Consider the following 26402-nt stretch of genomic DNA (forward strand, 5'->3'; position numbering starts at 1 on the left):
GGTCCAGCCGGTGCTGCCATCTCGTGATTCTCAACGAGGGCGGGGCGGCACGGGTTGCGCGGTCGGGCTGCGCTCAATCCACGGGCAGGAAATCGGGGTTGTAGACCACTTCCCAGAGATGGCCGTCCGGATCCTGGAACTGTCCGGCGTAGCCGCCATAGAACGTCTTCCGGGCGGGTCTGATCACCGTGGCGCCGGCGGAAGCAGCCTGGCGCATGACGGCGTCCACGTCATCGACGCTGGTGACGTTGTGGCCGAGCGTGAACTCGGTCGGGCTGCGCTGCGATTTCTCGATGCCGGCGTCGTGGGCGATGTTGTCGCGCGAGAACAGGGCAAGCCGCAGGCCGCTCTGCAGATCGAAGAAGACCACCGCGCCATGCTCGAACTCGGTGCCGACAATACCTTCGGCCGGAAATCCCAGTCCCTCGCGATAGAACTTGAGCGATGCTTCGAGGTCGTCGACGCCGAGCGTGATCACGGTTATCCGAGGCTTCATAGGGTGTCTCCTCGTTGGATTGCAGGTCCAACGAGGCCTCAGTCGACATGGTTGCGCTTCGATTTGCAACGGCAGGTCAGCAATGGCGGACGAAACCGAGGACTACATCCTTCCAGCATCAAACCGCTCTTGGGCGGCCCTGATATCCGTCATTCGATCGCCTATCCAATCCGAAATCGCCCGCATGGGCGTCGACACTTCCTTCCCGAGCGGCGTGGCCCTCGATTGCCTCGCCAAGCACTTCCTCGGAAGCGCCATCGGAATAGACATCGGCGGTATCGAACAGGTTGACGCCTGCCTCCAGGCATATGTCCACCAAGCGACGGGCCTCCTTTGCATCGGAGGTGCCCCAATTGCCGAAGAGCGGGCCGCCGAATGTGCCTGCGCCAAAACTGAGGACCGGAACCTTGAGGCCGGATTTTCCGAGTGATCGATAGTCCAGGGGAATGCTCCTTACAAAATCAGACTGCGTGTGGAGGCGTAAGAGCCATGCGCCTGCCGGAACGGACCGCAATCAGCGCGGTGGCAATGGCAAGGGCAGGGAAAATCGCGGCAATGAAGGGCACTAGGGCAAGGCCGGGGCCGTGGTCGATCACCATGCCGCCTGTCCACGCCCCGATGGCGTTGCCGAGATTGAACGCACCGATGTTGAAGCTCGATGCAAGGCTCTGGCCGGCGCCCTCGGCCTTCGAAAGCACCCACATCTGCAAGGGCGCGACGGTGGCAAAGCCCGCAGCGCCGAGCAAAGCCGTGAAAAGCACCGCGGCGATCTGGTTGTTGAAGGCGAAGGTCATCAGCCCCAACACAAGGCCAAGCACCGCCAACGTGCTGAAAATGGCGTGTATGAGGTTACGGTCGGCAAGCCTTCCGCCCAAGAGGTTGCCCGCCACGAGACCGCCGCCGAAAACCAAGAGGATGGGCGAGACGGCGCTGTCGGAAAAGCCGCTCATCCCGGTCAGCAGCGGTGCGATATAGGTGAAGACGGCAAAGACACCGGCATAGCCGAGGACCGTCGTCAAAAGGCCGAGCAGTACGGGCCGGCGGGTGATGGCACGCAGATCGGCCCGCCAGTCGGAGGCACCGGGCGGCGTGCGGTCCGGCGGCACGAAGGTAGCCAGGACGAGCAGGGCAACCAGCCCCACAAGCGCCACGGCCCAGAAGGTCGAACGCCAGCCGTAATGCTGTCCGAGCCAGGTGCCGAACGGCACACCTAGTACGGTCGCCAATGTTACCCCGGTAAACATGATGGCAATAGCGGAGGCACGCCTGTCCTCGGCAACGAGGCTGGTGGCCACCACGGCTCCAACGCCAAAGAAGGTTCCATGCGTCAGGGCCGTCAGCACACGGGCGGCCATCAGCCAGCCATAACCTGGAGCCAGCGCGCAGGCGGCGTTACCGATGACGAAGATGACCATAAGGCCGACAAGGACATGCTTACGCGGCCAACGGGCGGTGAACGCGGTGAGGACCGGCGCCCCAACAGTCACGCCGAGCGCGTAACCGGAGATCAGCAGGCCGGCAGCGGCGATCGTGACGTTCAACTCGCGGCTGACCTCCAGCAGAAGGCCCATGATGACGAATTCGGTAACGCCGATGCCGAAGGCACCGGCCGTCAGGGCGTAAAGAGCGAGCGGCATGTCCTGTCCCGTAATTTTGAAATCCGGGGCGAGAGATAGAACCTGCAAGCAAGGTGATGTAGTATGCCGATTGGAATATCATCTATGAATTCAAGGACCAATGGCCCATTCCGAGACCAATCGCTCCCGTGAAATGGAAGTGTTCGCTCAGGTTGTCGATCAGGGTGGCTTTTCCGCTGCCGCACGCGTTTGCCGCATGACGCCTTCCGCTGTCAGCAAGCTGATTGCGCGACTGGAGGTGCGGCTTGGCGCACGGCTCGTCAACCGCTCGACGCGTGCCTTGCAGCTCACCCCGGAGGGCTGTGCCTTCTATGAGCGCGTGACACGCATTCTGGCAGATATCGAAGATGCCGAGCGCGGCGCCGGGGCTGGGGAACAGCCGGTCGGCCGCATCCGGCTCAACACCAGCGCCTCCTATGCGACGCACATCCTGGCTCCTATCCTGCCGGAATTCCTCGACCGTCACCCTGGAATCACGCTCGATCTCGTCCAGACCGACATGGTCGTCGACCTTCTTGCCGAACGCGCGGACGTTGCCGTGCGCGCCGGACCGCTGAAGACATCGAGCCTTGTTGCGCGCAAGCTCGGGGATACAGCCATGATCGTCGTCGGCGCACCGGAATATCTCAGCCGCTTCGGCGAACCGAAGAGCATTGACGATCTCGACCGGCACAATCGCCTGGGATTCGGTTATGTCCGCAAGGTCGACGGCTGGCCGATGAAGAAGAATAACGACATTGTCGTCATTCCGGCAGTCGGCCGCGTTCAGGCTAGCGATGGTGAGGGGCTGCGGCAACTTGCGCTGGGCGGGAGCGGGCTTGCACGCCTCGCCGCCTTCACCGTGCGTGACGATATTGCCGCTGGGCGTCTCGTTCCGGTGCTCGAGCATCTCAACCCGGGAGATCGGGAAACCTTCCACGCCATCCATATCGGCCAGGGCGGCCCGCTGCCGTCGCGCATCAGGGCGCTTCTCGATTTCCTTGCCGAACACGGAAAGGTGCGTTGATCAGCGGCAATATCGCAGAATGGCGCGCAATCGGCGGCGAATGGCGGGTAGGGAGGGATTCGAACCCCCGGAACGCTTGCACGTTCGCCGGTTTTCAAGACCGGAGCAATCAACCGCTCTGCCACCTACCCGGTGTGCAGCCGTTTAGCTTGTTCGATATGGGGGTGTCCAGCTTCACGTGCCACGCGGCTTGGCCCGGTTGGTGGCGGTGGCTGCAAGTGGGTCATCGGGCCAATGGTGGCGCGGATAGCGGCCCTTGAGGTCGCGGGCGACGTCCTTCCATGAGCCGCGCCAGAAGCCGGGCAGGTCACGGGTCGTCTGGATGGGACGGTGGGCTGGCGAGAGGAGGATGAGAAGCAGCGGGATCCGGCCATCGGCGATTGCGGGATGGGTGGCGAGGCCGAAGAGCTCCTGCACGCGGATTTCGAGCGCCGGGCCGTTCTCGGCTTCATAGTCGATGGGAAGGCGTGACCCGGAGGGCGCGTCGAAATGGCTTGGCAGCATGCGCTCGATCTCGGCGCGACGTTCCCAGGGCAGCAGGTCGAAAAGGGCGCCGGAGAGGTCCTCGGTGGTGATCGCGGACGCCTGGGTCTTGCCGTGAATGTGCGGCACAAGCCAGGCTGCGCCGTCCCGGGCCAGGGCATTGTCCGACAGGTCCGGCCATTGGTCCCCCATCTGGCCGCGCAGATATGTGGCGCGCGAGCGCAGGGCGAGTTGATCCCTGGTCCAGGGCAATTTGCCGATACCGCGCTCGGCAATGCCGGCAGCGAGCGCTTCTGAGGCCGCGTCGGGATCGTCGATGGCGGCCGCCACCTCTTCGAGCCGCAAAGCGCCGAGACGGCGCACCCGCCGCGCGCGGACGCTGCCGCTCGGTCTGTCGAAGGCGAGGGTTGTTTCCTCCTCGATATGGGAAGCGAAGAGGTCTTGGATGGTCTCGCGGTCGATACGCGCAGCGGCGCGGATGCGCCCGTTGGCGGCGGTGCCGGTGATGTCGGTAACAACGAGGAAGCGTTCGCGCGCCAACGCATCGGTTTCCTCGAGGATGGCGGCACGGCCATTGGCGAGGCGGAAGCGGCCGGGCGCACCGGCGGCCTGCGCGACCCGGTCGGGATAGGCGCGGGCCAGATGGCGGCCGAGTTCCGCTGGCGGCTCCCTTGCTTCCTTCGCTCCGGCGAGACGGGTCCAGCGCTGCGCCAGCGAGCGGGCCTCGCGCGCCCGCGGACCGGCATCGGCGCGGAAGCGCTCGAGGCGCCGTTCGAGATCGGTCGCATCTCCGCCGAGCCCGCGCTCGGTGAGGAGCACGGCGATCGCGGCGGCGGTCGCGGCCGTGCCTTCATCGGCGGCGGCATGGATCATGTGGGCAAATCGCGGGTGTAACGGCAGGCGGGCGAGCGCCCTGCCGTGGGCGGTGATGCGTCCTGCCTCGTCAAGCGCATCGAGCGCCTGGAGCAGCGCGACTGCCTCCACCCATGCGGGGGTAGGCGGCGGATCGAGGAATGCAAGGGTGCCCGGATCGTGGATGCCCCAGGAGGCGAGATCCAGGACGAGGGAACTGAGGTCGGCGGCGAGGATTTCGGGCGTATCGAACGGTGCGAGGCCTGCCGTCTGGCCCTCGCTCCATAGCCGATAGCAGACGCCCGGCTCGATGCGACCGGCGCGGCCCCGCCGCTGGTCTGCGCTGGCGCGCGAGACGCGGCGCGTTTCGAGGGTCGTCAGCCCTGTCGCCGGTTCATACGCCGGTACGCGCGAGAACCCGCTGTCGACGACGACGCGTACGCCCTCGATGGTCAGCGAGGTTTCGGCGATGGATGTTGCGAGCACGACCTTGCGGCGACCTGGAAGGGCCGATTGCACCGCGCGGTCCTGATCGGCAGGTGACAGCTGACCATAGAGGGGGGCGATATCCACATCGGTTGGAACCCGGCCGCCGAGACGTTCGGCGACGCGGGCGATCTCGGCCTGGCCGGGAAGGAAGACGAGCGCCGAGCCGACTTCGGAGCGCAACGCGCCAAGGACGGCGGCGGTGACCTGATCCTCCATGCGCTGCAGCGGGTCGTTGCCGAGATAGCGTGTTTCGACCGGGAACGCGCGGCCTCGGCTTTCGATGACCGGTGCGCTGCCCAGAAGGCTGGCCACCCGGGAGCCGTCCATAGTGGCGGACATGACCAGGATGCGCAGGTCCTCGCGCAGCACCGAGCCGTCGATGGCGAGCGCGAGACCGAGATCACCGTCAAGGCTGCGTTCGTGGAACTCGTCGAAGATGACGGCCGCTATGCCGTCGAGGGCCGGATCGCCGAGGATCTGGCGAGTGAAGACACCTTCGGTAACCACCTCGATACGGGTTCTGGCGGAGATGCGGGAGTCGAGACGAACGCGGTAGCCCACAGTCTCGCCGACCTCCTCGCCGAGCAACCGGGCCATCTGCCGTGCGGCGGCGCGGGCGGCAAGGCGACGTGGTTCAAGCACGATGATGCGGCCATCGGCACGCCAGACGGCGTCGAGCAGCGCCAGGGGAACTCGCGTCGTCTTTCCCGCACCGGGTGGGGCGACGAGTACGGCGCGGGTTCCGGCCTCGAGCGCCGCCAGAAGGCGGGGCAGGGCTTCATCGATCGGCAGGGGAGGGAGCGCGTGCATAAGCGGGTTTTGGCCAAGTTCGCGTTCGCCCGCAAGGGGCGGCTCGCTTGCCATGGACCGGCAAATCAGCGAGACCTTGGCGGGCAACCGTGGGGGCACAAGATGCGCGCAGCCGAGGGCGGCGACATGGTGGACACGCCTCTGGTCCTGCCGCTCGGTGAGGACGCGATGCTGGTGCGCTTCGGCGCGACGCTTTCGCAGGATGCCAATCTCGCCGCGCTGCGCTTTACCCGCCGGCTCGATGCGCGCCCGATCACCGGGGTCGTCGAGGTGGTGCCGAATCTCGTGTCGGTGCTGCTGCGCTACGACCGGCACCAGATCGGTTTCCAGCGGCTTGCCGGCGAAGTCGGGCTTCTGCTGACGGCGCGCATGGACGAGACGGATCTTGCCGGCCGCGAGCACAGGGTCCAGGTGTCGTTTGGCGGCGAGACGGGTCCCGATCTCGACGAGGTCGCCGAGCGGCTATCGCTCTCTGTCGAAGCTTTCGTTGCCGCGCACAACGCCTCGCGTCTACGGGTACTGGCGACCGGATTCGCGCCGGGTTTCGTCTACTGCGGCTTTCATCCGGAAGCGTTGCATGTGCCGCGACGCCGGGAGGTGCGCCCGCACATTCCGGCCGGCAGCGTGCTGTTCGCGGCAGGCCAGACGGCCATTGCGGCGACGGATATTCCGACCGGCTGGCACGTGATCGGACGCACGCAACTGCGCAATTTCGATCCCTTGCGCGAGCCGCCGACGCTCATCGAGGCAGGCGACGGGATCGTTTTCGAGGCCGAGCGATGAGCGCGCGTCTCGTCATCCGCCGAGCGGGGCCGTTGACCACCATCCAGGACGAGGGCCGCTTCGGCATGCTGCGCCACGGCGTCAGCGCTTCGGGGCCGATGGATAGAGGAGCCTTTGCGAGCGCAGCACATACGCTCGGCCGAGCGGGACCTGCAGGCATCGAATTCACGTCGACAGGCATCGAGGTCGAGGTGGTCGCCGGTCAATGCAGCACCGGTTTCGCCGGGGGCGCTTTCGCTGCGAGGCTTGGCGGCAGGCAGGTCGAGTGGCCGGGCGCGGTACCCCTGCACGAGGGTGAAGTACTGGCCATAAACCCCGGTCGGGCCGGTAATTTCGGATATCTGCGCTTCGACAAGACCATAGATGTTCCGCCGGTACTTGGGAGCCGCGCGACCAATCTGCGCGCGGGGATCGGCGGGCTCGAAGGGCGGGCGTTGCGGGCGGGGGACAGCCTCGAACTCATCGAATCCGAAGACGCCGACCCCGACGGCAGCCGGGTTTCGACCGGTGCGGGGGCGATCCGTTTTATCTGGGGCTTACACGCTGAGGTTTTCCCGCCGGCCGTCCGCGAGCGGTTCCTGTCGGAGAACTTCCGTATCACCGCCCGCATGGATCGCATGGGCGTCTGGCTCGATGATCCGGGCGGGGTTTTCCGAGGCGCGAGCGGGCTTTCACTCGTTTCCGACGCGGTGGTGGCCGGCGACATCCAGATCGTCGGTGACGGCACGCCGGTCGTGCTGATGCGCGACCACCAGCCGACCGGGGGTTACCCGCGCATCGGCACGATCATCGCGGCGGACCTCGATCGTTTTGCCCAGATGCGACCCGGCACGCATGTGCGGTTTGAATCTGTTAGCCTTGCGCACGCACGCAGTCTGACAGCCGAAAGGAGCGTTTGACATGACCTCGATCGACCTCAATGCCGACCTTGGAGAAGGCATGGGCACCGACGAGGACCTTTTGGCTATCGTCTCCAGCGCCTCCATCGCCTGCGGGGGGCATGCCGGCGATGCCCAGACCATGCGGCACATCCTCAAGATCTGCAAGAACAACGGGATACGAGCGGGCGCTCATCCGGGGTATGCCGATGTCAAACGTTTCGGACGTTTCCGGGTGGTGATGCCGCTCGACCAGCTCCTCGGCCAGATCCGCTCGCAGCTTTTCCTCATCCGCTGGATCGCCGACGAGGTCGGCGTGCCGATCTCCTACGTCAAGCTGCATGGGGCGCTGGCCAACCAGACCGCCGAGGAGCTGCCGCTGGCAGTCGGCATCTTCGCGACCGTTCAGGCCATGGACCCCAAGGTCGCGGTGCTGGCCCTCGACAACAGCCAGCAGGTGCGCGCGGCCAAGGCCGTCGGTACGCCGCTGATCCGCGAAGCCTATGCCGACCGCGCCTATACGCGCGAAGGTCTGCTGGTGCCGCGAAGCGAGGAGGGATCGGTCATCGACGATACCGATCTCGTCATCGAGCGCTGCCTGCGGCTCGCACGGGACGGCGAGATCGTGGCGCAGGATGGCACGGTGTTCAAATCCGCTGCCCGTTCGATCTGCCTGCACGGCGACACACCGGGAGCGGTGGACCTGGCGCGCGAGCTGCGCGAGGCGCTGGAGGCCGAGGGCATCCTGATCGCGCCGGTGGAGCCCGAACAGGAAGCTCAACTGGCCGAAATCTAGCGGCCCTCGTCCGGAATATTGAGCACGTGGCCGCATGCCTTGCAGTGCACGGCGTCCGGATCGTGCTTCCTCAGGCCGCACTGCGGGCAGGGGAAGTTGACCTTGTGCGGGCGGAAGATCGCCTGGGCGAGGCGCACGAACAGCGAAATGCCGACGATCATGACGATGATCGAGGTCAGCTTGCCGAAGGTGCCGGGAAGGATGATGTCGCCGAAGCCGGTGGTGGTGACCGCCGTGACGGTGAAGTAGAGCGCATCGACATAGCCCTCGATGCCGGTCTCCTCGCCGGCGAAGAATGTGTAGACGAAGCCGGTGACGATGAAGAGGAAGACCAGGAGGTTGATGACCGCCTGCGCCGACTCGCGCCAAAGGCCGAGCCCCCGCTTTTCTAGCGGTTTCCAAAGAACGGAACGTCGGGTGAGGGTCCAGAGGCGCAGGATGCGCAGGAACCCGAGGTTGGCCAGCATCGTCGGGAACAGCAGGGTCGCCAGAATGAAGATGTCGACAACGACCGGCAGCTGGCGCAGCCATTTGGGGATGTCCGAGGTCGCGAGGCCCCGGGCCGTCAAGTCCGCTAGCAGCAGGGCGGCAACCGACAGATCGATCCACAGGAACGCCGGATCGCCGCGCAGCAGGGGCGTGGCGATGAAGAAGGCGATGATCGCCAGGTCCACGAGAAGGACGGCGAACTGGAAGCGCAGCGCCTGAACCGACTGTCCGTGGTAGAGCAGGCGCAGGCGGGCGCGGAACCGGTCGAAGGAGGAGCCTTCGTTACTCGATTGGTCTTCGGTCTTATCGGTCATCTCGGACTGCCGCAGCCTTGTTCGGCGCAACTATAGGTCCGCAATGGCTTTCAAACCATTGCGGTTGCCTAAGGACCGATAGCCCCGTCAGGGAACTGTGGGCGGCGTACTGCCAGGCTGACTGGGTTGGTTCGGATTATTGGCGTTACCGCCAGTAGGTGGAGGCGTTGAAGGCGGCGGATTGGAGGGAGCTGGATTCCCGCCGCTGTTGGGCGAGGGAGGCGTATAGGAATCACCCGGCTCTCCGCTCGACTCGGTGGCTGGAGCTGCCGAGCTTTCGGTACACCGGTTCGCGCCACTCACCCGGAACGGCCGCAACAGCGGCGATTGCACGATTGCGTAGCGAAAGGCCTGTGCGAGTTGGGGACGCTGCGGATCGGCGGGGGTGAAGAGCCTGGCGGAACCTGCAGCGCTGGCGATGCCGCAGCGCTCGTCGAGGTCGACGCAGCCGCTGCCGGTGCACACACGCACGGCGCCCTCGTAGAGCATCACGCGCGTTTCTGCGCGCCCGACCACGACGTCGAACTTGGTGCCGCGCACGCCGATGGTGGCTGAGGGCGTGCGGATCTCGTAGGCGGACTTGGGGCTGTTGCCGCTGATGAAGCGGAACGTGCCGCCCAGCGCATTGATCGCGAAGCGCTCGGCCGAACCGCCACCGCGCATCAGGTAGGTTTCGATGAGGAGCGAACTGCCCGGGCCGACGACGAGCCGCGTGTCGTCGAGAAAGACGAGCTGGACCTGGCCGCTCGCGCCGGTGACGACCCTCTCGCCGACCGAGACGTCAGCCCCGACGATCAGCGTGCGATCTCCCGAGCTGCCGCGGGCAAGCGCATCGGGGTCGACGCCCAGGGCCTTGCCCTCGTTCGCGGCCCATGCGGGGCCGAGCGAGAGCATGCCGGCAAAGAGCGCTGCGATAGCTGTGGTGACGCAAGTTGTGTTCATGTCCGCCAGCCTGCAGGGGGTGAGATGAACGGGGCTTGAACAGTCGAACGGCGCGCCACTTTATTCGGAGGCGCGGAATCCGGCAATCGGATACTTGCAATCTTAAGAATAGCGCTCTTCGGTCCACGGGTCACCGTGGTTATGGTAGCCACGCACCTCCCAGAAACCCGGCTTGTCCTGGGTCGAGAACTCGATGCGGCGCAGCCATTTTGCACTCTTCCAGAAGTAGAGATGCGGTACGACGAGCCGCACGGGGCCGCCATGCTCGCGCGTCAGCGGCTCGCCCTGCCAGCTATGGGCGAGCAGGGCGTCGGGGCTAAGGAAATCTTCGATGGTCAGGTTGGTCGTATAGCCGTCGTAGCTGTGGAGGATCACGAAGCGGGCCTGCGGCAGGATACCCGCCGCCTCGGCGATATGCATGGTGGGCACGCCCGTCCACGCATTGTCGTAGCGCGACCAGCTCGTGACGCAATGGATGTCGGAGACGTTGTCGACTTGCGGCTGCTCGCTGAAGGTCTGCCAGTTCCAGGAAACGCTCGTCTCCACGGCGCCATCGACATCGAGCCGCCATTGGGTCTTGTCGATGGCGGGTTCGACGCCGAGGTCGAGCACCGGCCAATTCTTGACGAGGTGCTGGCCGGGCGGCAGGCGTTCCGTTTCCGGGCGGGCGGTTCGTCCGGTAAGAAACCGGCCCTGGTCCGCCCATGCGGCCTTGGTGCGGGTGAACTTGGAATCCGGAGGTACGATCGGATCGTCGTCGGCCATCGTAAAATGCTCCGCAGGATGGGGCACCCAGCATCGCATCTGGCACGAGCGATGGCGAGGTCCTGCAGCGAGGCTGGACACCGTCTCGTGAGGGGGAATGCGAAGCTGTCTGTTGCCCCTCGGCTGCGCGCGGGCTAATGGCTGTTCCGATTTCGGGCACAAAACTGTCATATATCCCGCGCAACGGAGAAAGCATGAAGCTGGCGTTCGTCATACCGGCCTACAACGAAGAAGCCCTGATCGGTAAATGCCTGGAATCGGTGATTGCCGAAGTCGCACGGGCCGGAATGCGCGAAGACGTCGAGATTGTGGTGGTCAACAACGCCTCGACCGACCGCACGGGGATCATCGCGCGCAGCTATGACGGGGTGAGGGTGGTGGACGAGCCGAAGAAAGGGCTCGTCAACGCGCGCGACGCAGGCTTCCAGGCTTCGAGCGGCGAGCTCGTCGCCAATATCGACTCCGACACGATCGTTCCGGCCGGCTGGCTCGATACCGTGGTGAGCGAGTTCGAGAAGGACCGGAACCTCGTCGCCCTCAGCGGGCCCTACATCTACTACGACATGTCGGGCTGGAACCGGTTCCTCGTCGGGATGTTCTACGGCCTCACCTATCTCATCTACCTGCTCAACCGGTTCGTCCTGCGGGTGGGTTCGGTGGTGCAGGGCGGCAATTTCGTCTTCAAGCGGTCCGCGTGGGAGAAGGTCGGCGGCTACGACCGCTCGATCCAGTTCTTCGGCGAGGACACGGACGTGGCCGTGCGGCTTTCCAAGGTCGGCGGCGTCAAATGGACGTTCGCGCTCAAGATGAAGACCTCGGGGCGGCGGCTGGAGAAGGAAGGCGTCTTCAAGACGGCCGGCACCTACACGCTCAATTTCTTTTGGGTCACCTTCCGCGGCAAGCCTGCAACCACCGAATACAACGACGTCCGCCGCCACTGATTGGCGGTTTCTCCCGCACCTAACCGGTTCGGAGCGCCCCAAGATCCCGGTTGCCGTCGCGCTCGACTACGAGGCTGGTTTGCACCAGGCGCCCCGAGTGGTGGCGACGGAACGCGGCGCGGTGGCGGTCGGATCGTCGCGCTTGCCGAGCAGAACGGAGTGGTGATCGAAAGCGATCCGGTGCTGGCCGAGGCGCTCTCCCGCGTGGAACTGGATGAGACCATACCCATCGAACTTTACAAGGCGGTGGCAGTGGTCATCGCGTTCGTCCTGCGGCAGGCGAAATCGTAGCCGGCGCCATTGTGCCCGGGCGCGTGCGTACCCATCTCCCGTGTCGAAATCGCACAAGGGAGTGGACCTATGCTCAATCCTGAAGACCGCCGCGCCATCGAAGGCCTCTTCGAGCGGCTGCGCGACGTTGCCGGGCGCACTGGCCCGCGCGATGCGGAGGCCGAGGCGCTCATTCATGAAAGGGTCGGCGAACAGCCCGCCGCGCCCTACTACATGGCCCAGACCATTCTGGTGCAGGAAACGGCATTGCGCGAAGCGCGCGAGCGGATCGCCATGCTGGAGGAACGCGCGGAAGAGCAGGGGGGCCGCACGCGTGGGCCCTGGGACCGGCAGGATCGATCCGAGCGTGCCGGTGGCGGATTCCTTGCGGGGGCAGCGCAGACGGCGCTCGGCGTAACCGGCGGCGTCCTGCTCGGCAGCGCCATTGCCAGCATCTTCACCGGTGGCGCGCAGGCCGAAGAGCCGGCGCCCGAGCCTGAACCGCAGCCGGAGCCTGAACCGGAGCAGGATTTCGGTGGCGACGAAGGCGGGGACTGGGGCGGGTTCGATATGGGCGGCGACTTCTGACCGTCAACGTCTGCGCGTCTTGATGTAGAACTCGTTACCGCCCGCTTCGAGCACGTAGAGCATGTTGTTGTAGGGGAAACGGAGCCCGGCGGTGTGGAAGTGCTGGGCCGGGCCGACGCCCGGATGACGTTCGCCCGCCAGGACGCGGTCGGCCATCTGCGCGGCCAGGACGACGCCGGAGTCCGTCATGCGCTTGGTAAGCACACCCTGGGCGAACTGATTTTTCTGTCCCACCACGCCGCAGATGGTCTTGGGATATTCGGAATCGTAGAGGCGGTTCATCACCACAGTGCCGACCGCCAGCATGCCGTCGGGGCTCGAGCGATTGGACTCGAAGTACATCGCCCGCATCATGCATTCCTTCTCCGACAGGCGCGCCATGCCGAACTGCATGCCGAAGAGACTGCAAGCACCGAGGCTCGAGGCGAGCACGGCACTGGCGCAAAGGCGCAGCAAGGTTTTGGCGAAAGCGGACATGGCACGGTTCCCCAGCGGCAGAACTCCCTGCAATTTGATCCATCAGCCTTAACAAAGGGCTTGGCGGAACGGTTAAGCCTTTCCTAAGGGCCAATGCGAGCCGCCGGGGCCGGCGGCTCGCATTCCAGGGCCTAGCGGTTGTCGTATTCGCTCCGCACCAGCTCGAGTCCACGCCGGGTGATGCGGTACGGTTGTCCGCTGGACGAGGCGATGGCTTTCTTGGCCTTGAGCTTGCGGAACATCTGCTCGGTAAAGCCCGCGACAAGCCATCCTTCGCGATTGTAGAACTCGTAGCCGGCGGCCTTGCCGTTGTCGTCCTTCAAGACCACGATCATGCCGCCCTGGGCGAGCGCGTGCAGCACCCGCTGTTCCTTCCGGGAAACGTCCATCTGTAGATTCCGTCAGGCGGGCGGCAAATCTGCGCACCCGCAAACACAAACGGACCGCCGCCAGCCTCACGCTTGGCAGCAGCCTGGTTCGTATTCGCCCCGCCCATCGGCATGCAGCTCGAGCATGCGCTCGACAAACGGGGCGTCAGACGGTTTCAAACAGTTTGGACATAAACACTCCAAGAGCCCGAGCTGGATAGCGCAATGCGGGCGGACGGAAAAGTCCCGATCGTTAGTCGCAGTTGCCAAGCCATGCGCGACGGTGCAAACCAGCAACAGACAGTTCAAGCCGACAGGAACGAAAGACCGTGACAGCCGCCAAATTGCCGGAAGAGTGCCAGACCAAGGATGACGTGCGCGCCGAGATCGACAGGATCGACCAGGCATTGCTCGCGCTCTTTGCCGAGCGGCATCAGTACGTCACGCGCATGGCCCAGATCAAGACGGACCCGCACGAGGCCTACGACAAAGCGCGGATCGAATCGATCATCGAAAAGCAACGCGAGCGCGCATTGGGCCTTGATCTCGACGAGGATCAGGCCGAACTTATCTGGCGCACGCTGATCGACTGGAATATCAATTACGAAAAGGGCATCATCGTCGCACGCCGCCGCAGCCAATAGCGAGGCCTATCATGTCCGCCATCGTCATCCGCAAAGCCGAACGGTCCGACGCGCCGATCCTGGCGCGGATCGGATACGATGCGTGGGAGACGGGCATCCTGCCGCTCCTCAAGGAGCGGCCGGGTATGCGGCAGACCGAGCAGCGCCGGCTGGCGCAGGCGGTCAACGAGACGCTGGAGCGGATCATCGTCGCCGAGATCGACGGCGTGCCGGTCGGCTGGTGTTCGCGGGCGCGGGGCAGGGCCTATGTTCCGTTCCTCTTCGTCATGCCGGAGTTGCAGAGCCAGGGGATCGGCTCGATCCTGCTGCGGCGCATGGAGTCGATGCTCGAGCTCGAAGGCGCCGAGCGGGTGCAGTTGGAAACCCCGGCCGACAATGTGCGCGCCGTGCGGTTCTATGAGCGTCAGGGCTATCGCATCCTCGCCCTTCGCCCCGACGGACGGGCGGCGCACGAGCCCTTCATGAGCGTCCACCTCGAAAAGCGTCTCGAACCGTTCGACGGGGATATCGAGGACGAGGAAGACTAAGGCGCACCTTTACACCGTTGAGTTCTCACCCGTTGCATCGCGGGGGCAAGATAAGTAAGGACTGACTTATCTTCCGCCCGCCTCAGGACGCTTGCCGTGACCCTTATCGATACCCGCACGCCTAACCCCAAGACCTTCATTTCGGGTTCGACGGGGGACTGGGAGGTGATCATCGGCATGGAGGTGCACGCGCAGGTCACCTCCGAGAGCAAGCTCTTTTCCGGATCCTCGACGGAGTTCGGCAATCCGCCGAACGCCAACGTCTCGTTCGTCGACGCAGCCATGCCCGGCATGTTGCCCGTCATCAATGAGGAGTGCGTGCGCCAGGCCGTGCGCACGGGGCTCGGTCTCAAGGCGCAGATCAACAAGCGCTCGATCTTCGACCGCAAGAACTATTTCTATCCGGACCTGCCGCAGGGCTACCAGATCAGCCAGTTCAAGGATCCGATCGTCGGCGAGGGCAAGGTGCTGCTCGACCTCGAGGGCGAGACCATCGAGATCGGCATCGAGCGGCTGCATCTCGAACAGGACGCGGGCAAGTCGATCCACGACCAGCACCCCAACATGAGCTTCGTCGATCTCAACCGCTCGGGCGTGGCGCTGATGGAGATCGTCTCCAAGCCCGATCTGCGTTCGTCCGAGGAAGCCAAGACCTATCTTTCGAAGCTGCGCACGATCCTGCGTTATCTCGGCACATGCGACGGCAACATGGAGCAGGGTTCCATGCGCGCCGACATCAACGTCTCGGTGCGCAAGCCGGGCGGCGCCTTCGGTACGCGCTGCGAGATCAAGAACGTCAACTCCATCCGCTTTGCCGGCCAGGCAATCGAATACGAGGCGCGCCGGCAGATCGACATTCTCGAGGATGGCGGCGTGATCGACCAGGAAACACGCCTCTTCGACCCCAAGCTCGGTGAGACACGCTCCATGCGCTCCAAGGAAGAGGCGCACGACTACCGCTATTTCCCCGATCCGGACCTGCTGCCGCTCGAGTTCGACGATGCGTTCATCGCCGATCTCGCCCAGCACCTGCCGGAGTTGCCGGACGAGAAGGCCGACCGGTTCGTCAGGGAATATGGCGTCACCCACTATGACGCGATGGTGCTGACGCTCGACCGCGAGGCTGCCGATTTCTACGAAGAGGTCGCCAAGGGCCGCGACGGCAAGCTCGCCGCCAACTGGATGATCAACGAGTTCTTCGCCCGCCTCAACAAGGAAGGCATGGACGTCACCACGAGCCCGATCACGGCCGCTCAGCTCGGCGGTATCGTCGAGCTCATCGCCAAGGGCGACATCTCCGGCAAGATCGGCAAGGACCTCTTCGAGATCGTCTGGGCCGAAGGAGGCGACCCGGCGCAGATCGTCGAGGCGCGCGGCATGAAGCAGGTGACCGACATGGGGGCGATCGAGAAGATCGTCGACGAGATCATCGCCGCCAATCCTGATCAGGTCGAGAAGGTCAAGGCCAAGCCCACAATGGTCGGCTGGTTTGTCGGCCAGGCGATGAAGGCGTCCGGCGGCAAGGCCAACCCGCAGGCGCTCAACGCGCTGATGAAGCAGAAGCTCGGCATCGAATAGTTCCCGACGGGAACTGGCAGAAGAGTCCTTCGTTCCGCAGCCAGCAGGACGGAGGATCCACATGCCCGTTATCGAGCGCGTTCTTTACAACATTCTCTCCAGCGATATCGGCAAAAGCGCGAGCTTTTACCGGCATCTCGGCAATTTCGATAAAATCTACACCAGCGATTGGTACATCGTCCTGGCGGTGCCAGAGCATGTCGGGTTCCAGCTCGGCATCATCGCGGCGAACAGCGAGTATACGCCCAAGGAGGTGCGAGGGACGCCGGCGGGCGGCTATCTCACGCTCGTTGTCGACGATGTCCATGCAGCGGTCGAGCGGGCGCGCGCAATGGACGCCGCGGTTATTCAGGAACCAGTGGCGCTCGGCTATGGGCAGACGCAGGCGCTCATTCGCGATCCCGACGGCAATGTGGTCGACGTCTCGACGCCAACCGAGAAGCTTGCACGTCAGACATAAGCCTTGCCGCGCAGGCGCCTGACGATCCGCCCGTCGATCAGCAGCAGGCCTATGAATATGCCGAGCATGCCGAAGACGTGCACCGGCTCGACCGCCTCACCCAGGAAGAAGAAGCCGAGGATGATGGCCGAGACCGGCGCGATGAAGGTGACGACCGAGAAATTGGTTGCGCCGATCCGCGGCAGGATACGGTACATGATCTGGAAGGCGAACGCGGTGGCGAGAAGCCCGATGCCGAGCATCGAGGTCCAGCCTTCGATCGTGGTCAGGTGCGGCACGCCGTGAGCGAAGAAGGCGAGGGGCACGGCGGCGATGGTGGCGCCGGTCATTGCACAGGCAGCGAAGACCGAAGCGTCGATGGTGCCGAGCATGCGCGTGTAGTTGAGGCTGACAGCGTAACAGAAGGTGGCCGTCAGGCACGCCGCGATCGCCCAGAGCTGCGAGGAGCCGCCCGCGGCGAGCGCCGGCGAGGCGAGGAGCGCGACGCCGGTGAAGCCGGCGAGCACGCCCATGGACTTGTTCCAGGTCGCTTTTTCCCCACCCGGCCAGAAGTGGGAGACGATCACGGTCATGATCGGCGTCATGGCGTTGACGATGGCGGCGACGCCTGCTGCCAGATGCTCCTGGCTGAGGGGGAAGAGCGCGAAGGGAATGGTGTAGCTGAGGATGCCGAGCAGCAGGAAGTGGAGGTAGAGCCACTTGTTGATTGGCAGGTGCTTGCCAAGGGCGATGAAGAACGCCCAGCAGCCGAGTGCGCCGATGGCGACCCGGCCGGCCGAAACCCAAAGCGGGCCGATCTCTCGAATCAGGATGCCGTTGAAGAGGAACGAGGTTCCCCAGATGGCGCCCAGAAGTATGACCCAGAGCCAGTCGCGCAGCGACATGTTCAGTCTCCTAACGTGAACGCAGGAAACTACGCCTCCGACGTCCTCGGGTCGAACCGATTTTGACGATGAGGGTCATGAATTCGCGTGATGGAAGCGCCGGAAAGCTGCCATGCACACTTTTCGATACCGCCCGCGACGAAGCGCAGCTAGCTTGCAGTGCTCAACTTTTGGAGGGAATCTCAAGGTGCACAAAAAATTCGCTCTCGTGGCTGCCGCGATGTCGCTGGTTGTACCGGTGCAAGGGGCCGAAACGCTCGATGATGCACCACGCATTGCGGTGATGTCGGCGTTCGGACCGGAATGGATAGCGTTGCAGGAGGCACTCGTCGATCGCGTCGATCATTCGCTCAACGGCATCACCTTCGCGACCGGCACCATCGAGGGCAAGCCGGTGGTCCTGTTCCTCACCGGCGTCAGCATGGTCAACGCCGCCATGACCTCGCAGCTCGCCATCGACCACTTCAACCTCGAAAGCATCGTCTTTTCAGGTATCGCCGGCGGGGTGGATCCCTCGCGGCACATCGGCGATGTCATCGTGCCGGCCCAGTGGGGGCAGTACCTTGACGTGATCCTGGCGCGCGAGGTCGACGATGCATTCGTTCCGCCGCCCTTCCTCGAGGCGCCGTTTCCGAACCATGGCATGATCTTTCCACAGAACGTAACGGTCGCCCGGGACGGGGCCGAGCCTGAGGATCGTTTCTGGTTCCCGGTCGATGCAGAGCTGCTGGCGGTTGCCGAGGCTGTGGCCGCTGAGATCGATCTGCTGGACTGCGTTCCCGACAATCAGTGTCTCACCCATGCGCCCGGTGTCTATGTGGGCGGCAACGGCGTTTCCGGCGCTGCATTCGTCGATAACGCGGCTTTTCGTGAATACGCCTTCGAGACATTCGAGGCGGCGGTGCTCGATATGGAGAGCGCCGCGGTCGCGCATGTGGCCTATGCCAACGAGGTGCCGTTCATCGCCTTCCGCTCGCTTTCAGACCTTGCAGGCGGTGGGGAGGGCGCGAACGAGATGGGCACCTTCATGGGGTTGGCCTCGGATAACTCGGCGGCTGTGGTGAAGGCGTTCCTCGCCGCGTTGCCTTAGTCCTGAAGCCGCGCCACGATCTCATTCACCGCGGCGTCGATTGTGGTCGACGCCGTATCGATGACGAGGTCGGCGCTGGTCCAAGGCTCGTATTCGCGCCCGACGACCTCGGCCCACACCGGCTGGACATGGCCCGGAATATCTGCGGTTCGCGTTTCCACGCGGCGGCGGTGTTCGGCCGGGTCGGAGCAGACGACCTCGATTTCCAAGGCACGTCTTCCGGTGTCGGCGGCAACTGCCCGCCACGCGTCGCGTGTCAAGGCAATGGGATTGACGGAGTCGGCGATGACGGTCGCGCCGGCCCTGAGGCAATCGGCGGCGACCGCCCAGGCGATGGCGTAGCCCGCGGTTTCGACTTTCTCGGTCTCGCCAGAGTGCAAGAGGGCCTGCTCGATGCTGTCGATGCGGATGTGGGCTGCGGCGAGGCGACGAGCCAATGCCTTGGCGATGGTGGTCTTTCCGCTGCCCGGCAATCCACCGAGAATGAGCAGCATCAGAGGCTCACTTCGCCAGCGGCAAGCAATCGAAGGGCCTCGGGGTAGAGACGGTGCTCCTCGACGAGCACGCGGGCAGCGAGGGTTTCAGGCGTGTCATCCGGCAAAACCGGCACTTTGGCCTGGAGGATCACCGGCCCTTCATCGAGCCCTGTGGTGACGAAGTGCACGCTGCAGCCGTGCTCGGCGACCTTGTCAGCCAGCGCCCGCGCGTGCGTATCGAGCCCGCGATAAAGCGGCAGCAGCGAGGGGTGGACGTTGATCATCCGGCCCTGCCAGCGCGCGATGAAGGCAGGCGAGAGGATGCGCATGAAGCCGGCAAGGCAGACGATCTCGGCGCCCCAGCTCTCCAGTACCTCGTTGATCGCCATATCGAACGCCTCACGGCTTTCATAGGCCGATTGCGCCAGCGACCTGGTGGCGATGCCTTCGGCGGCGGCGATCTCGAGCCCTTGGGCAGCGGCGCGATTGGAGAAGACGCCGACGATCTCGGCCGGATAGTGCGGCGCCCTGGCGGCCGCGATCAGGGCGGACATGTTGGAGCCGCGCCCGGAGATCAGGATGGCGACGCGCTTACGCCTCATAGGGCGAGCTTGCCGCGGAAGGTGACCGGCTCGCCCACGCGCTCGACGAGCGAGCCGACGACGGCCGCGGTCTCGCCGGCGGCGGCCAGATGTTCGACCAGCCGGTTGGCATCGTCGGCGGCGACAGCTGCGAGCATGCCGACGCCGCAGTTGAAGGTGCGCAGCATCTCGCGCTCGTCCATACCGCCGACATGGGCGAGCCAGCCGAAGACCCTCGGAACGGTCACCTTGCCGAGGTCGATATCGGCGGCGAGCGTCTCGGGCAGGACGCGCGGGATATTGTCGATGAAGCCGCCGCCGGTGATGTGGGCGAGGGCCTTGATGCCGATGCCGGCCTTCAGGGCCGAGAGGATCGGCTTCACATAGATGCGCGTTGGCGTCAGCAGCGCTTCGGCGAGCGACTGGCCAGGCGCGAAAGGCGCGTCCATGTACCAGTCGGTATCGGCGACCTCGACGATCCTGCGCACCAGCGAATAGCCGTTGGAATGAACGCCCGAAGAGGCAATGGCGACGAGCACGTCGCCGGCGGCGATGTCGGCGCGCGGCAGAAGCGTGCCGCGCTCGGCTGCACCCACGGCGAAGCCGGCAAGATCGTAGTCCTTGCCATGATACATGCCGGGCATCTCGGCCGTCTCGCCGCCGATGAGCGCGCAGCCAGCGATGCGGCAGCCTTCGGCGATGCCTTCGACGATGGCCGTGCCCTGGGCGACGTCGAGCCGGCCAGTCGCCAGGTAGTCGAGGAAGAAGAGGGGCTCGGCGCCCTGCACGACGATATCGTTGACGCACATGGCGACGAGATCGATGCCGATGGTCGTGTGATTGCCGGTGTCGATGGCAATCTTGAGCTTGGTGCCCACCCCATCATTGGCGGCGACCAGCACCGGATCGGTGAAGCCTGCGGCTTTCAGGTCGAAGATGCCGCCGAACCCGCCGATTTCGCCGTCCGCGCCCGGCCGTCGAGTGGAGCGCACCGCCGGCTTGATCGCCTCGACCAGCGCGTTGCCAGCATCGATGTCCACGCCCGCCTGCTTGTACGAAAGACCGTTTGATGGCAGGTTTTGCGGGTCGGACATGTGTGCATGAGCCAGTTGGAAAAAGGGCGGTCGAACGCGGTGGCGTGCGTCAAAGACCGTTGCACTTTCCAAGGCCGACCGCTAACAGCGCTGATAGCTTCTCCACCACAGCGACGCAAGGGTCGGCCGGCCGATGACACTGCGAAATCAAGTGCTGATCTGGATCGCGTTCTTCATCGTGTTGATGCTGGCGCTCTGGATATTCCGGGGCATCCTGTTGCCCTTCGTCGTCGGCGCAACACTCGCCTACCTCCTCAATCCGCTGGTCAACCAATTGCAGAAGTGGCGGTTCAGCCGGGGCTGGGCGACGGCCGTCGTGCTCCTCAGCGTCGTTGCCATCATTCTTGGCCTCTTCTTCATGCTGGTGCCGCTTGCGGGCCAGCAGGTGGGTGGCCTGATCCAGCGGCTGCCGGGCTACGCCAGCGACCTGCAGGAGCTGGCGCGGCGCTGGGCGCCGGAACTCAACGCCTGGCTCGGACCCGAGCAGGCCGCGCGGCTCGAAGCGACGATCAGCGATCTGCTGGGGCGCATCGTCGGGTTTGCCGGCGGGATAACGGGAGAAATCCTCGCGAGCGGCTGGGGCGTGATCACCACCATCGGCATCGTCGTCTTCACACCCGTCGTCGCCTTCTACATCCTGCTCGACTGGGAGGGCATGGTGCGGGGCGTCAACAACCTGTTGCCCGTCCAGTACAAGGATGAGATCCGCGGGATTCTCGCCGAAATCGACAGCTCCATGGCGGGCGTCATTCGCGGGCAGGGGAGCGTCATCCTGATCCTCGCCGTCTTCTATGCAACAGCGCTCAGCCTGGCGGGCCTGAATTTCGGGCTGGCAATCGGGCTCATCGGCGGGCTCTTCAGCTTCGTGCCCTATGTGGGTTTCGCTATCGGCTTCCTGCTCTCGATGGGGGTTGCCATCGTTCAGTTCTGGCCGAATTGGTGGATGGTGGCTGTGATCTTCGCGATTTACATGGTCGGACAGTTCCTGGAGGGCAATATCCTCTATCCCAAGCTCGTCGGATCGAGCATCAACATCAACCCGGTGTGGTTGATGTTCGCGCTCCTGGCGTTCAGCCTCTTGTTCGGGTTTGTCGGGCTGCTGTTGGCGGTGCCATTGGCGGCGATCGGCGGGGTGCTGGTGCGCTACGGCGTGCGCAAGTACAAGGCGAGTGCGCTTTATCTCGGGGAGAACGGTGACAAGGGTGGTGACCAGACCGCAGTCTGATCGGACGGAGCCGACCCAAGAGCAGCTCGGATCTGTCGAGCAGCTCGTTCTCGACTTCGGCCATACGCCCTCTCACGCCGAGGACGACTTCATCGTGGGCGAGGGCAATCGTCTCGCCCACGGCCGCATCGCAGCCTTTCCGAACTGGCCGGATCCGATGACGCTGCTCGTTGGGCCAGCGAAAGCCGGGAAGTCGCATCTGGCGCGCATCTTCGCCGACCGGAGCGGCGCGCTGCTGGCGCGACCGTCCGAGATCGCCGCGCTGGCGGCGGCGGGGGGCGTCGAGCCGCTGGTCATCGAGGACATCGATCAGGCAGGGTATGAGGAAGACGCGCTCTTTCATCTGCTCAACCAGAGCATGCGCGATCATCGTCCCTTGCTGATGACGGCGCGTGAGCCGATCGAGGCCTGGCCCTACCGCACCAACGACGTGCGATCGCGCGCGCGGCGCGCCGCCGCATTCGCCGTCGAGATGACCGACGACATTCAATTGTCACAGATGTTCGTGAAATTGTTCGGGGATCGCCAGGTAACCGTCGATCCCAGGATCATCGCCTATCTGGTGGCGCGCATGGAACGGTCCACCGAGGAGGCGGTCGCGCTCTGCGACCTGATGGATCGCCTGGCGTTGACCAGAGGAACCGCGATAACCCGCAAAATTGCTGCAGAAGCCCTCGAACTGCGCCGCGCCGCGCGCGGCGAAGCGAACGAGGACCACCCGGAAAGCGATACCGATGAATGAGATGAGCGAAATCAGCGAGGCGGAAGCCGGCATGCCGGATGCACAGGCGCTGCGGGAAAGTCCCGCGCGCTTCGTCAACCGCGAAGTGAGCTGGCTGCAGTTCAACATGCGCGTGCTGGAGGAGGCTGGCAACGAGAACCATCCTCTGCTCGAGCGCCTGCGGTTCGTCTCGATCTCGGCCAACAACCTCGACGAATTCTACATGGTTCGCGTCGCGGGCCTCAAAGGCCAGATCCGGGCGGGGCTGACCAAGCAGAGTGCCGACGGGCTGACGCCGGGCGAGCAGATCGAGGAGATCACCATGCTCGCCAAGCACCTGCAGCTCGAGCAGCAGGAGCACTGGCAGACCCTGCGCGAGGAGCTTTTCGCCCAGAACGTCGTCATTCATGAATCCGACGATCTCTCGTCCGAGCAGGTGGCATATCTCGAAAAGCTCTTCCGAGAAGAGATTTTTCCTGTTCTCACCCCAATCGCTGTCGACCCGGCGCACCCGTTTCCGTTCATTCCCAATCTCGGCATAGCGCTCGCCTTCGAACTGAAGCGCCCGAACGACGACCTGCCGCTGACGGCGCTGGTGCGCATCCCGTCCAATCTCGACCGGTTCATCAACCTGCCGGGGAGCCTTGCGTCCGACGGCCGCAGCGAGGTCGTGACCATCGACACGCTGGTCAAGCTCTTCTTCCACAAGATGTTCCCGGGCCATGAAGTGGTCGGCTCCGGCGCCTTCCGGCTGATCCGCGACAGCGAGATCGAAATCGACGACGAGGCGGCGGACCTGGTCGTGGAGTTCGAATCGGCGCTCCGGCAGCGGCGGCGTGGGCAGGTCATCCGGCTCGAGATCGAGAAATCGATGCCCCGCGCCCTCAAGCGCCAGATAAGCGAACAGTTGGGAGTCGCAGAATCCGACATCTTCGAGGTCCAGGGTTTCCTCGGGCTCGCCGACGCGCGCAAGATCTGCGACCTTGAGCGGCCAGACCTCAAGTTTCCGCCTTACCATGCGCGCTTTCCCGAGCGCATCCGCGACTACAACGGAGACAGCTTCGCCGCCATCCGGGCCAAGGACATTCTGGTCCATCATCCGTTCGAGAGCTTCGATGTGGTGGCGCAGTTCCTGATGCAAGCGGCGCGCGATCCGGATGTGGTTGCGATCAAGCAGACGCTCTATCGCACCTCGGCCGACAGCCCCATCGTCAAGGCCCTCATCCTGGCGGCGGAGGCGGGCAAGTCGGTCACGTGCCTGGTCGAACTAAAGGCGCGGTTCGACGAGGAGGCCAACATCCGCTGGGCGCGGGACCTGGAGCGGGCAGGGGCACAGGTGGTCTTCGGCTTCATCGAATTGAAGACCCACGCCAAGCTCAGCCAGGTGGTGCGGCGCGAGAAGGGCAAGCTCGTCAGCTACTGCCATATCGGCACGGGCAACTACCACCCGATCACCGCCAAGATCTACACGGACCTCAGTTACTTCACCATCGACCCGGCGATCACGCGGGATGTGGCGCGGGTGTTCAACTTCATTACCGGTTATGCGCGTCCGACGGAGCTCGAGAGCATCGCGGTCTCGCCGGTCACCCTGCGGCAAACGCTGCTCGACAACATCTCGCGCGAGGTGGAGTATGCACAGCGCGGCGAGCCCGCGAGCATCATCTTCAAGATGAACTCGCTCGTCGATCCGCAGATCATCGATGCCCTCTATGATGCCAGTCGGGCGGGCGTCTCCATCGATCTCATCGTGCGCGGCATCTGCTGCCTGCGGCCCGGCATCCCTGGCTTCTCGGACAATATCCGGGTCAAGTCGGTGGTCGGGCGCTTCCTCGAGCATTCCCGCATCTACTGTTTCGGCAACGGTGCGGCGATGCCCTCACCGCAGGCGCGCGTCTACATGTCCTCGGCAGACATCATGCAGCGCAACCTCGACGGGCGCGTCGAGGTCATGGTGCCCATTTTCAACAAGACGGTGCATAAACAAATCCTCGACAGGATCATCATTGCATATCTGCGCGACAACCAGCAAAGCTGGGAAGTGTTGCCGGACGGCAGCTCGCACCGCATACGCGCGAAGGAAGGCGATGAGCCTTTCAATGCGCACGACTATTTCATGACCAATCCCTCGCTATCCGGGCGCGGGAGTGCCGGTGTACGTGAGGGCGACGAGGTCATCGAGTGAACCAATACTGGGGCGTAGACGCCGATCCGACCGCTCAAGGCCGCATCAAGGGCGCCCGCCCCGTTGCCGTGCTCGATATCGGGTCGAACTCGGTTCGTCTCGTCGTCTACGAACGCCATGCGCGCTCGCTGACACCGCTTTACAACGAGAAGTCCGCATGCGCGCTCGGTCGCGGTATGGCGGCCAACGGTCGGCTGGCTGACGAGAACGTCGAGCGGGCGCTGACTGCCATCAAGCGGTTCGCCCTCGTCGCACGGCTGATGCGCGCCGGCCAGGTGCATATTCTTGCGACCTCCGCCGTGCGGGATGCCTCCAACCGCGATGAGTTCGTCGCGGCGGTGGAGGCGATCATGGACGCGCCGGTCAATGTCCTCAGCGGCGAGCAGGAAGCGCACTATGCGGCGCTTGGCGTCGTAGCCGGCTACCCCGAGTTCTCGGGGATGGTCGGCGACCTCGGCGGAGGAAGCCTCGAGCTTTCCACCATTGCCGACGGCGTCGACACCAATGGAGAGACCTACGAACTCGGTGTCATCCGCCTTCAGGACGACAGCGGCGGCTCACCGGTCAAGGCGGCCTCGATCGTCAGAAGCCGTCTGAAGAGCGCCTCGCTCGATGCCAATCTGCGCGACGGCACCTTCTGCGCCATCGGCGGGACCTGGCGGACGCTGGCCAAGATCCACCAGAGCCTTGCCGACTATCCATTGCACATGGTGCAGCACTATACCGTGCCCGCCGAGTCGATGATCAAGCTGTGCAACGAGATCGTTTCTGCCGGCGGAAGCAACAAATCCTATCCCGGTTCCGATCACGCCAGTTCCTCACGTCGCGAACTGGTGCCGTTCGGTGCGGCGGTGATGGGCGAGGTGCTGAAAGCCGGCAAGTTCCGGCAGGTGGCGTTCTCGGCGCTTGGCGTGCGCGAAGGCTACCTCTACAGCCTTCTCGATCGCAGCGAGCAGAAGATCGATCCGTTGCTGCAGGGCGCGGAGGAGATGTCGGTCCTGCGCTCGCGATCGCCCGCCCACGCGCGCGACCTCATCGAGTTCACCGGCAAGTACGTCGCCGTAGCCGGGCTTGCCGAGACGGCCGAGGAAGCTCGGTTGCGGCACGTTGCCTGCCTCCTTGCCGATATCGGCTGGCGGGCGCATCCCGACTACCGGGCCGAGCAGAGCATCGATACTGTTGCCTACAGCTCACTGAGCGGCATCGATCATCCGGGCCGGGCCTTTCTTTCGGAAGTGCTTGCCGTCCGCTACGCCGGGATCAAGCGCAAGGGCGTCGACCGGCCGCTCTTCAGCCTTTCGAGCAGCGAAGATGGAAACCGGGCGCGGCTGATCGGAGCGCTGTTCCGCGTCGCTTACCCGATGTCGGCGGCCATGCCCGGCGTGCTGCCGCGGGTCGGCTTCCGCGTTGACGATGAAACGATCGTGCTCGATCTGCCGCGCGATCTGGCTTTCCTCGATGGCGAGCATCTGCGCGGGCGCCTCGAGCAGTTTGCAGGCGTTGCAGGGTTCAAGGCCTCGGTGGTGAACGTCGCCTGACGTGGCGCTTGCCAA

Annotated in this window: 27 protein-coding genes, 1 tRNA gene and 2 pseudogenes; 16 read left to right on the forward strand and 14 right to left on the reverse strand. The window is 64.5% G+C overall.

The genetic code is table 11. The annotated features are described in order from the left end of the window. Positions 1–73 precede the first annotated feature (73 nt). From VE25_RS05370 to VE25_RS05380, 3 genes and pseudogenes are all read right to left on the reverse strand, one after another. Complete coding sequence (locus tag VE25_RS05370; protein ID WP_046107574.1) at positions 74–496, reverse strand: VOC family protein; 423 nt, start codon at positions 494–496, stop codon at positions 74–76. A gap of 217 nt (positions 497–713) precedes the next feature. Beyond that, positions 714–938 (reverse strand): annotated as a pseudogene (locus VE25_RS22215) (aldo/keto reductase); the annotation flags it as partial. Positions 939–957: 19 nt separating this feature from the next. After that, the gene (locus VE25_RS05380; RefSeq protein WP_046107576.1) at positions 958–2133 is read right to left on the reverse strand and encodes an MFS transporter; all 1176 of its coding nucleotides are present in this window, start codon (positions 2131–2133) and stop codon (positions 958–960) included. A 100-nt stretch (positions 2134–2233) separates the two neighbouring features. Between VE25_RS05380 and VE25_RS05385 the strand changes: the two genes are divergently transcribed. Beyond that, the gene (locus VE25_RS05385) at positions 2234–3139 is read left to right on the forward strand and encodes a LysR family transcriptional regulator (protein ID WP_046107577.1); all 906 of its coding nucleotides are present in this window, start codon (positions 2234–2236) and stop codon (positions 3137–3139) included. A 41-nt stretch (positions 3140–3180) separates the two neighbouring features. Here VE25_RS05385 and VE25_RS05390 read toward each other — a convergent pair. Further along, a tRNA-Ser gene (locus tag VE25_RS05390) sits at positions 3181–3270 on the reverse strand. 43 nt (positions 3271–3313) lie between these two features. After that, positions 3314–5773: an ATP-dependent helicase HrpB gene (gene hrpB / locus VE25_RS05395; RefSeq protein WP_046107604.1), complete on the reverse strand. Its 2460-nt coding sequence runs from the start codon at positions 5771–5773 to the stop codon at positions 3314–3316. 102 nt (positions 5774–5875) lie between these two features. On the opposite strand from hrpB, the gene VE25_RS05400 reads away from it, so the two are divergent. The 3 genes from VE25_RS05400 to VE25_RS05410 are packed head-to-tail and all read left to right on the forward strand — an operon-like array spanning position 5876 to position 8230. Next, the gene (locus VE25_RS05400) at positions 5876–6556 is read left to right on the forward strand and encodes a 5-oxoprolinase subunit B family protein (RefSeq protein ID WP_052731739.1); all 681 of its coding nucleotides are present in this window, start codon (positions 5876–5878) and stop codon (positions 6554–6556) included. Further along, positions 6553–7455, forward strand: a complete 903-nt coding sequence (locus VE25_RS05405; RefSeq protein WP_052731740.1) for a 5-oxoprolinase subunit C family protein — start codon at positions 6553–6555, stop codon at positions 7453–7455. Before VE25_RS05400 ends, VE25_RS05405 begins: the two co-directional genes overlap by 4 nt. A gap of 1 nt (position 7456) precedes the next feature. Further along, positions 7457–8230 (forward strand): 5-oxoprolinase subunit PxpA, encoded by a 774-nt coding sequence (locus VE25_RS05410; protein ID WP_046107578.1) that lies wholly within the window; start codon positions 7457–7459, stop codon positions 8228–8230. Here the strand turns inward: VE25_RS05410 and VE25_RS05415 are convergent. The 3 genes from VE25_RS05415 to VE25_RS05425 all read right to left on the reverse strand — a co-directional run bounded on the left by VE25_RS05415 (position 8227) and on the right by VE25_RS05425 (position 10740). Further along, on the reverse strand, positions 8227–9033 hold the full coding sequence (locus VE25_RS05415) for an ion channel (protein WP_046107579.1): 807 nt from the start codon (positions 9031–9033) through the stop codon (positions 8227–8229). The genes VE25_RS05410 and VE25_RS05415 overlap by 4 nt on opposite strands. An 87-nt stretch (positions 9034–9120) precedes the next feature. Further along, positions 9121–9975: a FecR family protein gene (locus VE25_RS21700; RefSeq protein WP_052731741.1), complete on the reverse strand. Its 855-nt coding sequence runs from the start codon at positions 9973–9975 to the stop codon at positions 9121–9123. A gap of 102 nt (positions 9976–10077) precedes the next feature. Next, complete coding sequence (locus tag VE25_RS05425; RefSeq protein WP_046107580.1) at positions 10078–10740, reverse strand: sulfite oxidase-like oxidoreductase; 663 nt, start codon at positions 10738–10740, stop codon at positions 10078–10080. 194 nt (positions 10741–10934) lie between these two features. On the opposite strand from VE25_RS05425, the gene VE25_RS05430 reads away from it, so the two are divergent. From VE25_RS05430 to VE25_RS05440, 3 genes are all read left to right on the forward strand, one after another. Next, the gene (locus VE25_RS05430; RefSeq protein WP_046107581.1) at positions 10935–11681 is read left to right on the forward strand and encodes a glycosyltransferase family 2 protein; all 747 of its coding nucleotides are present in this window, start codon (positions 10935–10937) and stop codon (positions 11679–11681) included. Further along, positions 11682–11972, forward strand: a complete 291-nt coding sequence (locus tag VE25_RS23740) for an EscU/YscU/HrcU family type III secretion system export apparatus switch protein (protein ID WP_439328895.1) — start codon at positions 11682–11684, stop codon at positions 11970–11972. Positions 11973–12041: 69 nt separating this feature from the next. Continuing rightward, positions 12042–12539, forward strand: a complete 498-nt coding sequence (locus VE25_RS05440; protein ID WP_046107582.1) for a DUF2076 domain-containing protein — start codon at positions 12042–12044, stop codon at positions 12537–12539. 9 nt (positions 12540–12548) lie between these two features. Here the strand turns inward: VE25_RS05440 and VE25_RS05445 are convergent. Beyond that, positions 12549–12932: pseudogene (locus VE25_RS05445) on the reverse strand (cell wall hydrolase); the annotation flags it as partial. Between the two features lie 215 nt (positions 12933–13147). Beyond that, positions 13148–13405, reverse strand: coding sequence for a YjhX family toxin (locus VE25_RS05450; protein WP_046107583.1), 258 nt, complete (start codon positions 13403–13405; stop codon positions 13148–13150). A 308-nt stretch (positions 13406–13713) separates the two neighbouring features. Here VE25_RS05450 and VE25_RS05455 point away from each other — a divergent pair, with 308 nt between their 5' ends. The 4 genes from VE25_RS05455 to VE25_RS05470 all read left to right on the forward strand — a co-directional run bounded on the left by VE25_RS05455 (position 13714) and on the right by VE25_RS05470 (position 16593). Next, positions 13714–14028 (forward strand): chorismate mutase, encoded by a 315-nt coding sequence (locus VE25_RS05455; protein ID WP_046107584.1) that lies wholly within the window; start codon positions 13714–13716, stop codon positions 14026–14028. Positions 14029–14039: 11 nt separating this feature from the next. Further along, on the forward strand, positions 14040–14555 hold the full coding sequence (locus VE25_RS05460; protein ID WP_046107585.1) for a GNAT family N-acetyltransferase: 516 nt from the start codon (positions 14040–14042) through the stop codon (positions 14553–14555). A 96-nt stretch (positions 14556–14651) separates the two neighbouring features. Continuing rightward, entirely contained in the window at positions 14652–16133 is a 1482-nt protein-coding gene (gatB, locus tag VE25_RS05465) for an Asp-tRNA(Asn)/Glu-tRNA(Gln) amidotransferase subunit GatB (RefSeq protein WP_046107586.1), read from the forward strand. Between the two features lie 61 nt (positions 16134–16194). Then, positions 16195–16593 carry a VOC family protein gene (locus VE25_RS05470; RefSeq protein WP_046107587.1) on the forward strand — a complete coding sequence of 133 codons (399 nt, stop codon included), beginning with the start codon at positions 16195–16197 and terminating at the stop codon, positions 16591–16593. Here the strand turns inward: VE25_RS05470 and VE25_RS05475 are convergent. After that, entirely contained in the window at positions 16584–17477 is an 894-nt protein-coding gene (locus VE25_RS05475) for a DMT family transporter (RefSeq protein WP_046107588.1), read from the reverse strand. The genes VE25_RS05470 and VE25_RS05475 overlap by 10 nt on opposite strands. Before the next feature lie 112 nt (positions 17478–17589). On the opposite strand from VE25_RS05475, the gene VE25_RS05480 reads away from it, so the two are divergent. Then, the gene (locus VE25_RS05480) at positions 17590–18567 is read left to right on the forward strand and encodes a 5'-methylthioadenosine/S-adenosylhomocysteine nucleosidase (RefSeq protein ID WP_083988738.1); all 978 of its coding nucleotides are present in this window, start codon (positions 17590–17592) and stop codon (positions 18565–18567) included. On the opposite strand, the gene VE25_RS05485 is transcribed toward VE25_RS05480, so the two are convergent. From VE25_RS05485 to purM, 3 genes are read right to left on the reverse strand one after another with little or no spacing between them, the layout of a single operon-like run. Continuing rightward, positions 18564–19061 carry a P-loop nucleotide/nucleoside kinase family protein gene (locus VE25_RS05485; protein WP_046107589.1) on the reverse strand — a complete coding sequence of 166 codons (498 nt, stop codon included), beginning with the start codon at positions 19059–19061 and terminating at the stop codon, positions 18564–18566. The genes VE25_RS05480 and VE25_RS05485 overlap by 4 nt on opposite strands. Continuing rightward, a complete protein-coding gene (gene purN / locus VE25_RS05490) occupies positions 19061–19645 on the reverse strand; it encodes a phosphoribosylglycinamide formyltransferase (protein ID WP_046107590.1) in 585 nt (194 codons plus the stop codon). Before purN ends, VE25_RS05485 begins: the two co-directional genes overlap by 1 nt. After that, on the reverse strand, positions 19642–20718 hold the full coding sequence (gene purM, locus VE25_RS05495) for a phosphoribosylformylglycinamidine cyclo-ligase (RefSeq protein WP_046107591.1): 1077 nt from the start codon (positions 20716–20718) through the stop codon (positions 19642–19644). The genes purN and purM overlap by 4 nt, the downstream gene beginning before the upstream one ends. Positions 20719–20851: 133 nt before the next feature. On the opposite strand from purM, the gene VE25_RS05500 reads away from it, so the two are divergent. Genes VE25_RS05500 through VE25_RS05515 form a run of 4 tightly spaced genes read left to right on the forward strand, consistent with a single transcriptional unit; the run spans position 20852 to position 26387 of the window. Continuing rightward, positions 20852–21943: an AI-2E family transporter gene (locus VE25_RS05500; protein WP_046107592.1), complete on the forward strand. Its 1092-nt coding sequence runs from the start codon at positions 20852–20854 to the stop codon at positions 21941–21943. Further along, positions 21924–22685 carry a P-loop NTPase family protein gene (locus VE25_RS05505; RefSeq protein WP_046107610.1) on the forward strand — a complete coding sequence of 254 codons (762 nt, stop codon included), beginning with the start codon at positions 21924–21926 and terminating at the stop codon, positions 22683–22685. Before VE25_RS05500 ends, VE25_RS05505 begins: the two co-directional genes overlap by 20 nt. After that, on the forward strand, positions 22678–24849 hold the full coding sequence (locus VE25_RS05510; RefSeq protein WP_052731744.1) for an RNA degradosome polyphosphate kinase: 2172 nt from the start codon (positions 22678–22680) through the stop codon (positions 24847–24849). Before VE25_RS05505 ends, VE25_RS05510 begins: the two co-directional genes overlap by 8 nt. Further along, a complete protein-coding gene (locus VE25_RS05515; protein WP_046107593.1) occupies positions 24846–26387 on the forward strand; it encodes a Ppx/GppA phosphatase family protein in 1542 nt (513 codons plus the stop codon). The genes VE25_RS05510 and VE25_RS05515 overlap by 4 nt, the downstream gene beginning before the upstream one ends. The last annotated feature ends 15 nt before the right edge of the window (positions 26388–26402 follow it).

The sequence above is a fragment of the Devosia geojensis genome, assembly GCF_000969415.1.
Lineage (GTDB): Bacteria > Pseudomonadota > Alphaproteobacteria > Rhizobiales > Devosiaceae > Devosia > Devosia geojensis.

What these genes read in the sequence shown, in the direction of transcription:
- VE25_RS05370 (WP_046107574.1), bottom strand. Translation starts at nt 496, where the DNA reads ATGAAGCCTCGGATAACCGTGATCACGCTCGGCGTCGACGACCTCGAA.
- VE25_RS05380 (WP_046107576.1), bottom strand. Translation starts at nt 2,133, where the DNA reads ATGCCGCTCGCTCTTTACGCCCTGACGGCCGGTGCCTTCGGCATCGGC.
- VE25_RS05385 (WP_046107577.1), top strand. Translation starts at nt 2,234, where the DNA reads ATGGCCCATTCCGAGACCAATCGCTCCCGTGAAATGGAAGTGTTCGCT.
- hrpB (WP_046107604.1), bottom strand. Translation starts at nt 5,773, where the DNA reads ATGCACGCGCTCCCTCCCCTGCCGATCGATGAAGCCCTGCCCCGCCTT.
- VE25_RS05400 (WP_052731739.1), top strand. Translation starts at nt 5,876, where the DNA reads ATGCGCGCAGCCGAGGGCGGCGACATGGTGGACACGCCTCTGGTCCTG.
- VE25_RS05405 (WP_052731740.1), top strand. Translation starts at nt 6,553, where the DNA reads ATGAGCGCGCGTCTCGTCATCCGCCGAGCGGGGCCGTTGACCACCATC.
- VE25_RS05410 (WP_046107578.1), top strand. Translation starts at nt 7,457, where the DNA reads ATGACCTCGATCGACCTCAATGCCGACCTTGGAGAAGGCATGGGCACC.
- VE25_RS05415 (WP_046107579.1), bottom strand. Translation starts at nt 9,033, where the DNA reads ATGACCGATAAGACCGAAGACCAATCGAGTAACGAAGGCTCCTCCTTC.
- VE25_RS21700 (WP_052731741.1), bottom strand. Translation starts at nt 9,975, where the DNA reads ATGAACACAACTTGCGTCACCACAGCTATCGCAGCGCTCTTTGCCGGC.
- VE25_RS05425 (WP_046107580.1), bottom strand. Translation starts at nt 10,740, where the DNA reads ATGGCCGACGACGATCCGATCGTACCTCCGGATTCCAAGTTCACCCGC.
- VE25_RS05430 (WP_046107581.1), top strand. Translation starts at nt 10,935, where the DNA reads ATGAAGCTGGCGTTCGTCATACCGGCCTACAACGAAGAAGCCCTGATC.
- VE25_RS05440 (WP_046107582.1), top strand. Translation starts at nt 12,042, where the DNA reads ATGCTCAATCCTGAAGACCGCCGCGCCATCGAAGGCCTCTTCGAGCGG.
- VE25_RS05450 (WP_046107583.1), bottom strand. Translation starts at nt 13,405, where the DNA reads ATGGACGTTTCCCGGAAGGAACAGCGGGTGCTGCACGCGCTCGCCCAG.
- VE25_RS05460 (WP_046107585.1), top strand. Translation starts at nt 14,040, where the DNA reads ATGTCCGCCATCGTCATCCGCAAAGCCGAACGGTCCGACGCGCCGATC.
- VE25_RS05470 (WP_046107587.1), top strand. Translation starts at nt 16,195, where the DNA reads ATGCCCGTTATCGAGCGCGTTCTTTACAACATTCTCTCCAGCGATATC.
- VE25_RS05475 (WP_046107588.1), bottom strand. Translation starts at nt 17,477, where the DNA reads ATGTCGCTGCGCGACTGGCTCTGGGTCATACTTCTGGGCGCCATCTGG.
- VE25_RS05480 (WP_083988738.1), top strand. Translation starts at nt 17,590, where the DNA reads ATGCACACTTTTCGATACCGCCCGCGACGAAGCGCAGCTAGCTTGCAG.
- VE25_RS05485 (WP_046107589.1), bottom strand. Translation starts at nt 19,061, where the DNA reads ATGCTGCTCATTCTCGGTGGATTGCCGGGCAGCGGAAAGACCACCATC.
- purN (WP_046107590.1), bottom strand. Translation starts at nt 19,645, where the DNA reads ATGAGGCGTAAGCGCGTCGCCATCCTGATCTCCGGGCGCGGCTCCAAC.
- purM (WP_046107591.1), bottom strand. Translation starts at nt 20,718, where the DNA reads ATGTCCGACCCGCAAAACCTGCCATCAAACGGTCTTTCGTACAAGCAG.
- VE25_RS05500 (WP_046107592.1), top strand. Translation starts at nt 20,852, where the DNA reads ATGACACTGCGAAATCAAGTGCTGATCTGGATCGCGTTCTTCATCGTG.
- VE25_RS05510 (WP_052731744.1), top strand. Translation starts at nt 22,678, where the DNA reads ATGAATGAGATGAGCGAAATCAGCGAGGCGGAAGCCGGCATGCCGGAT.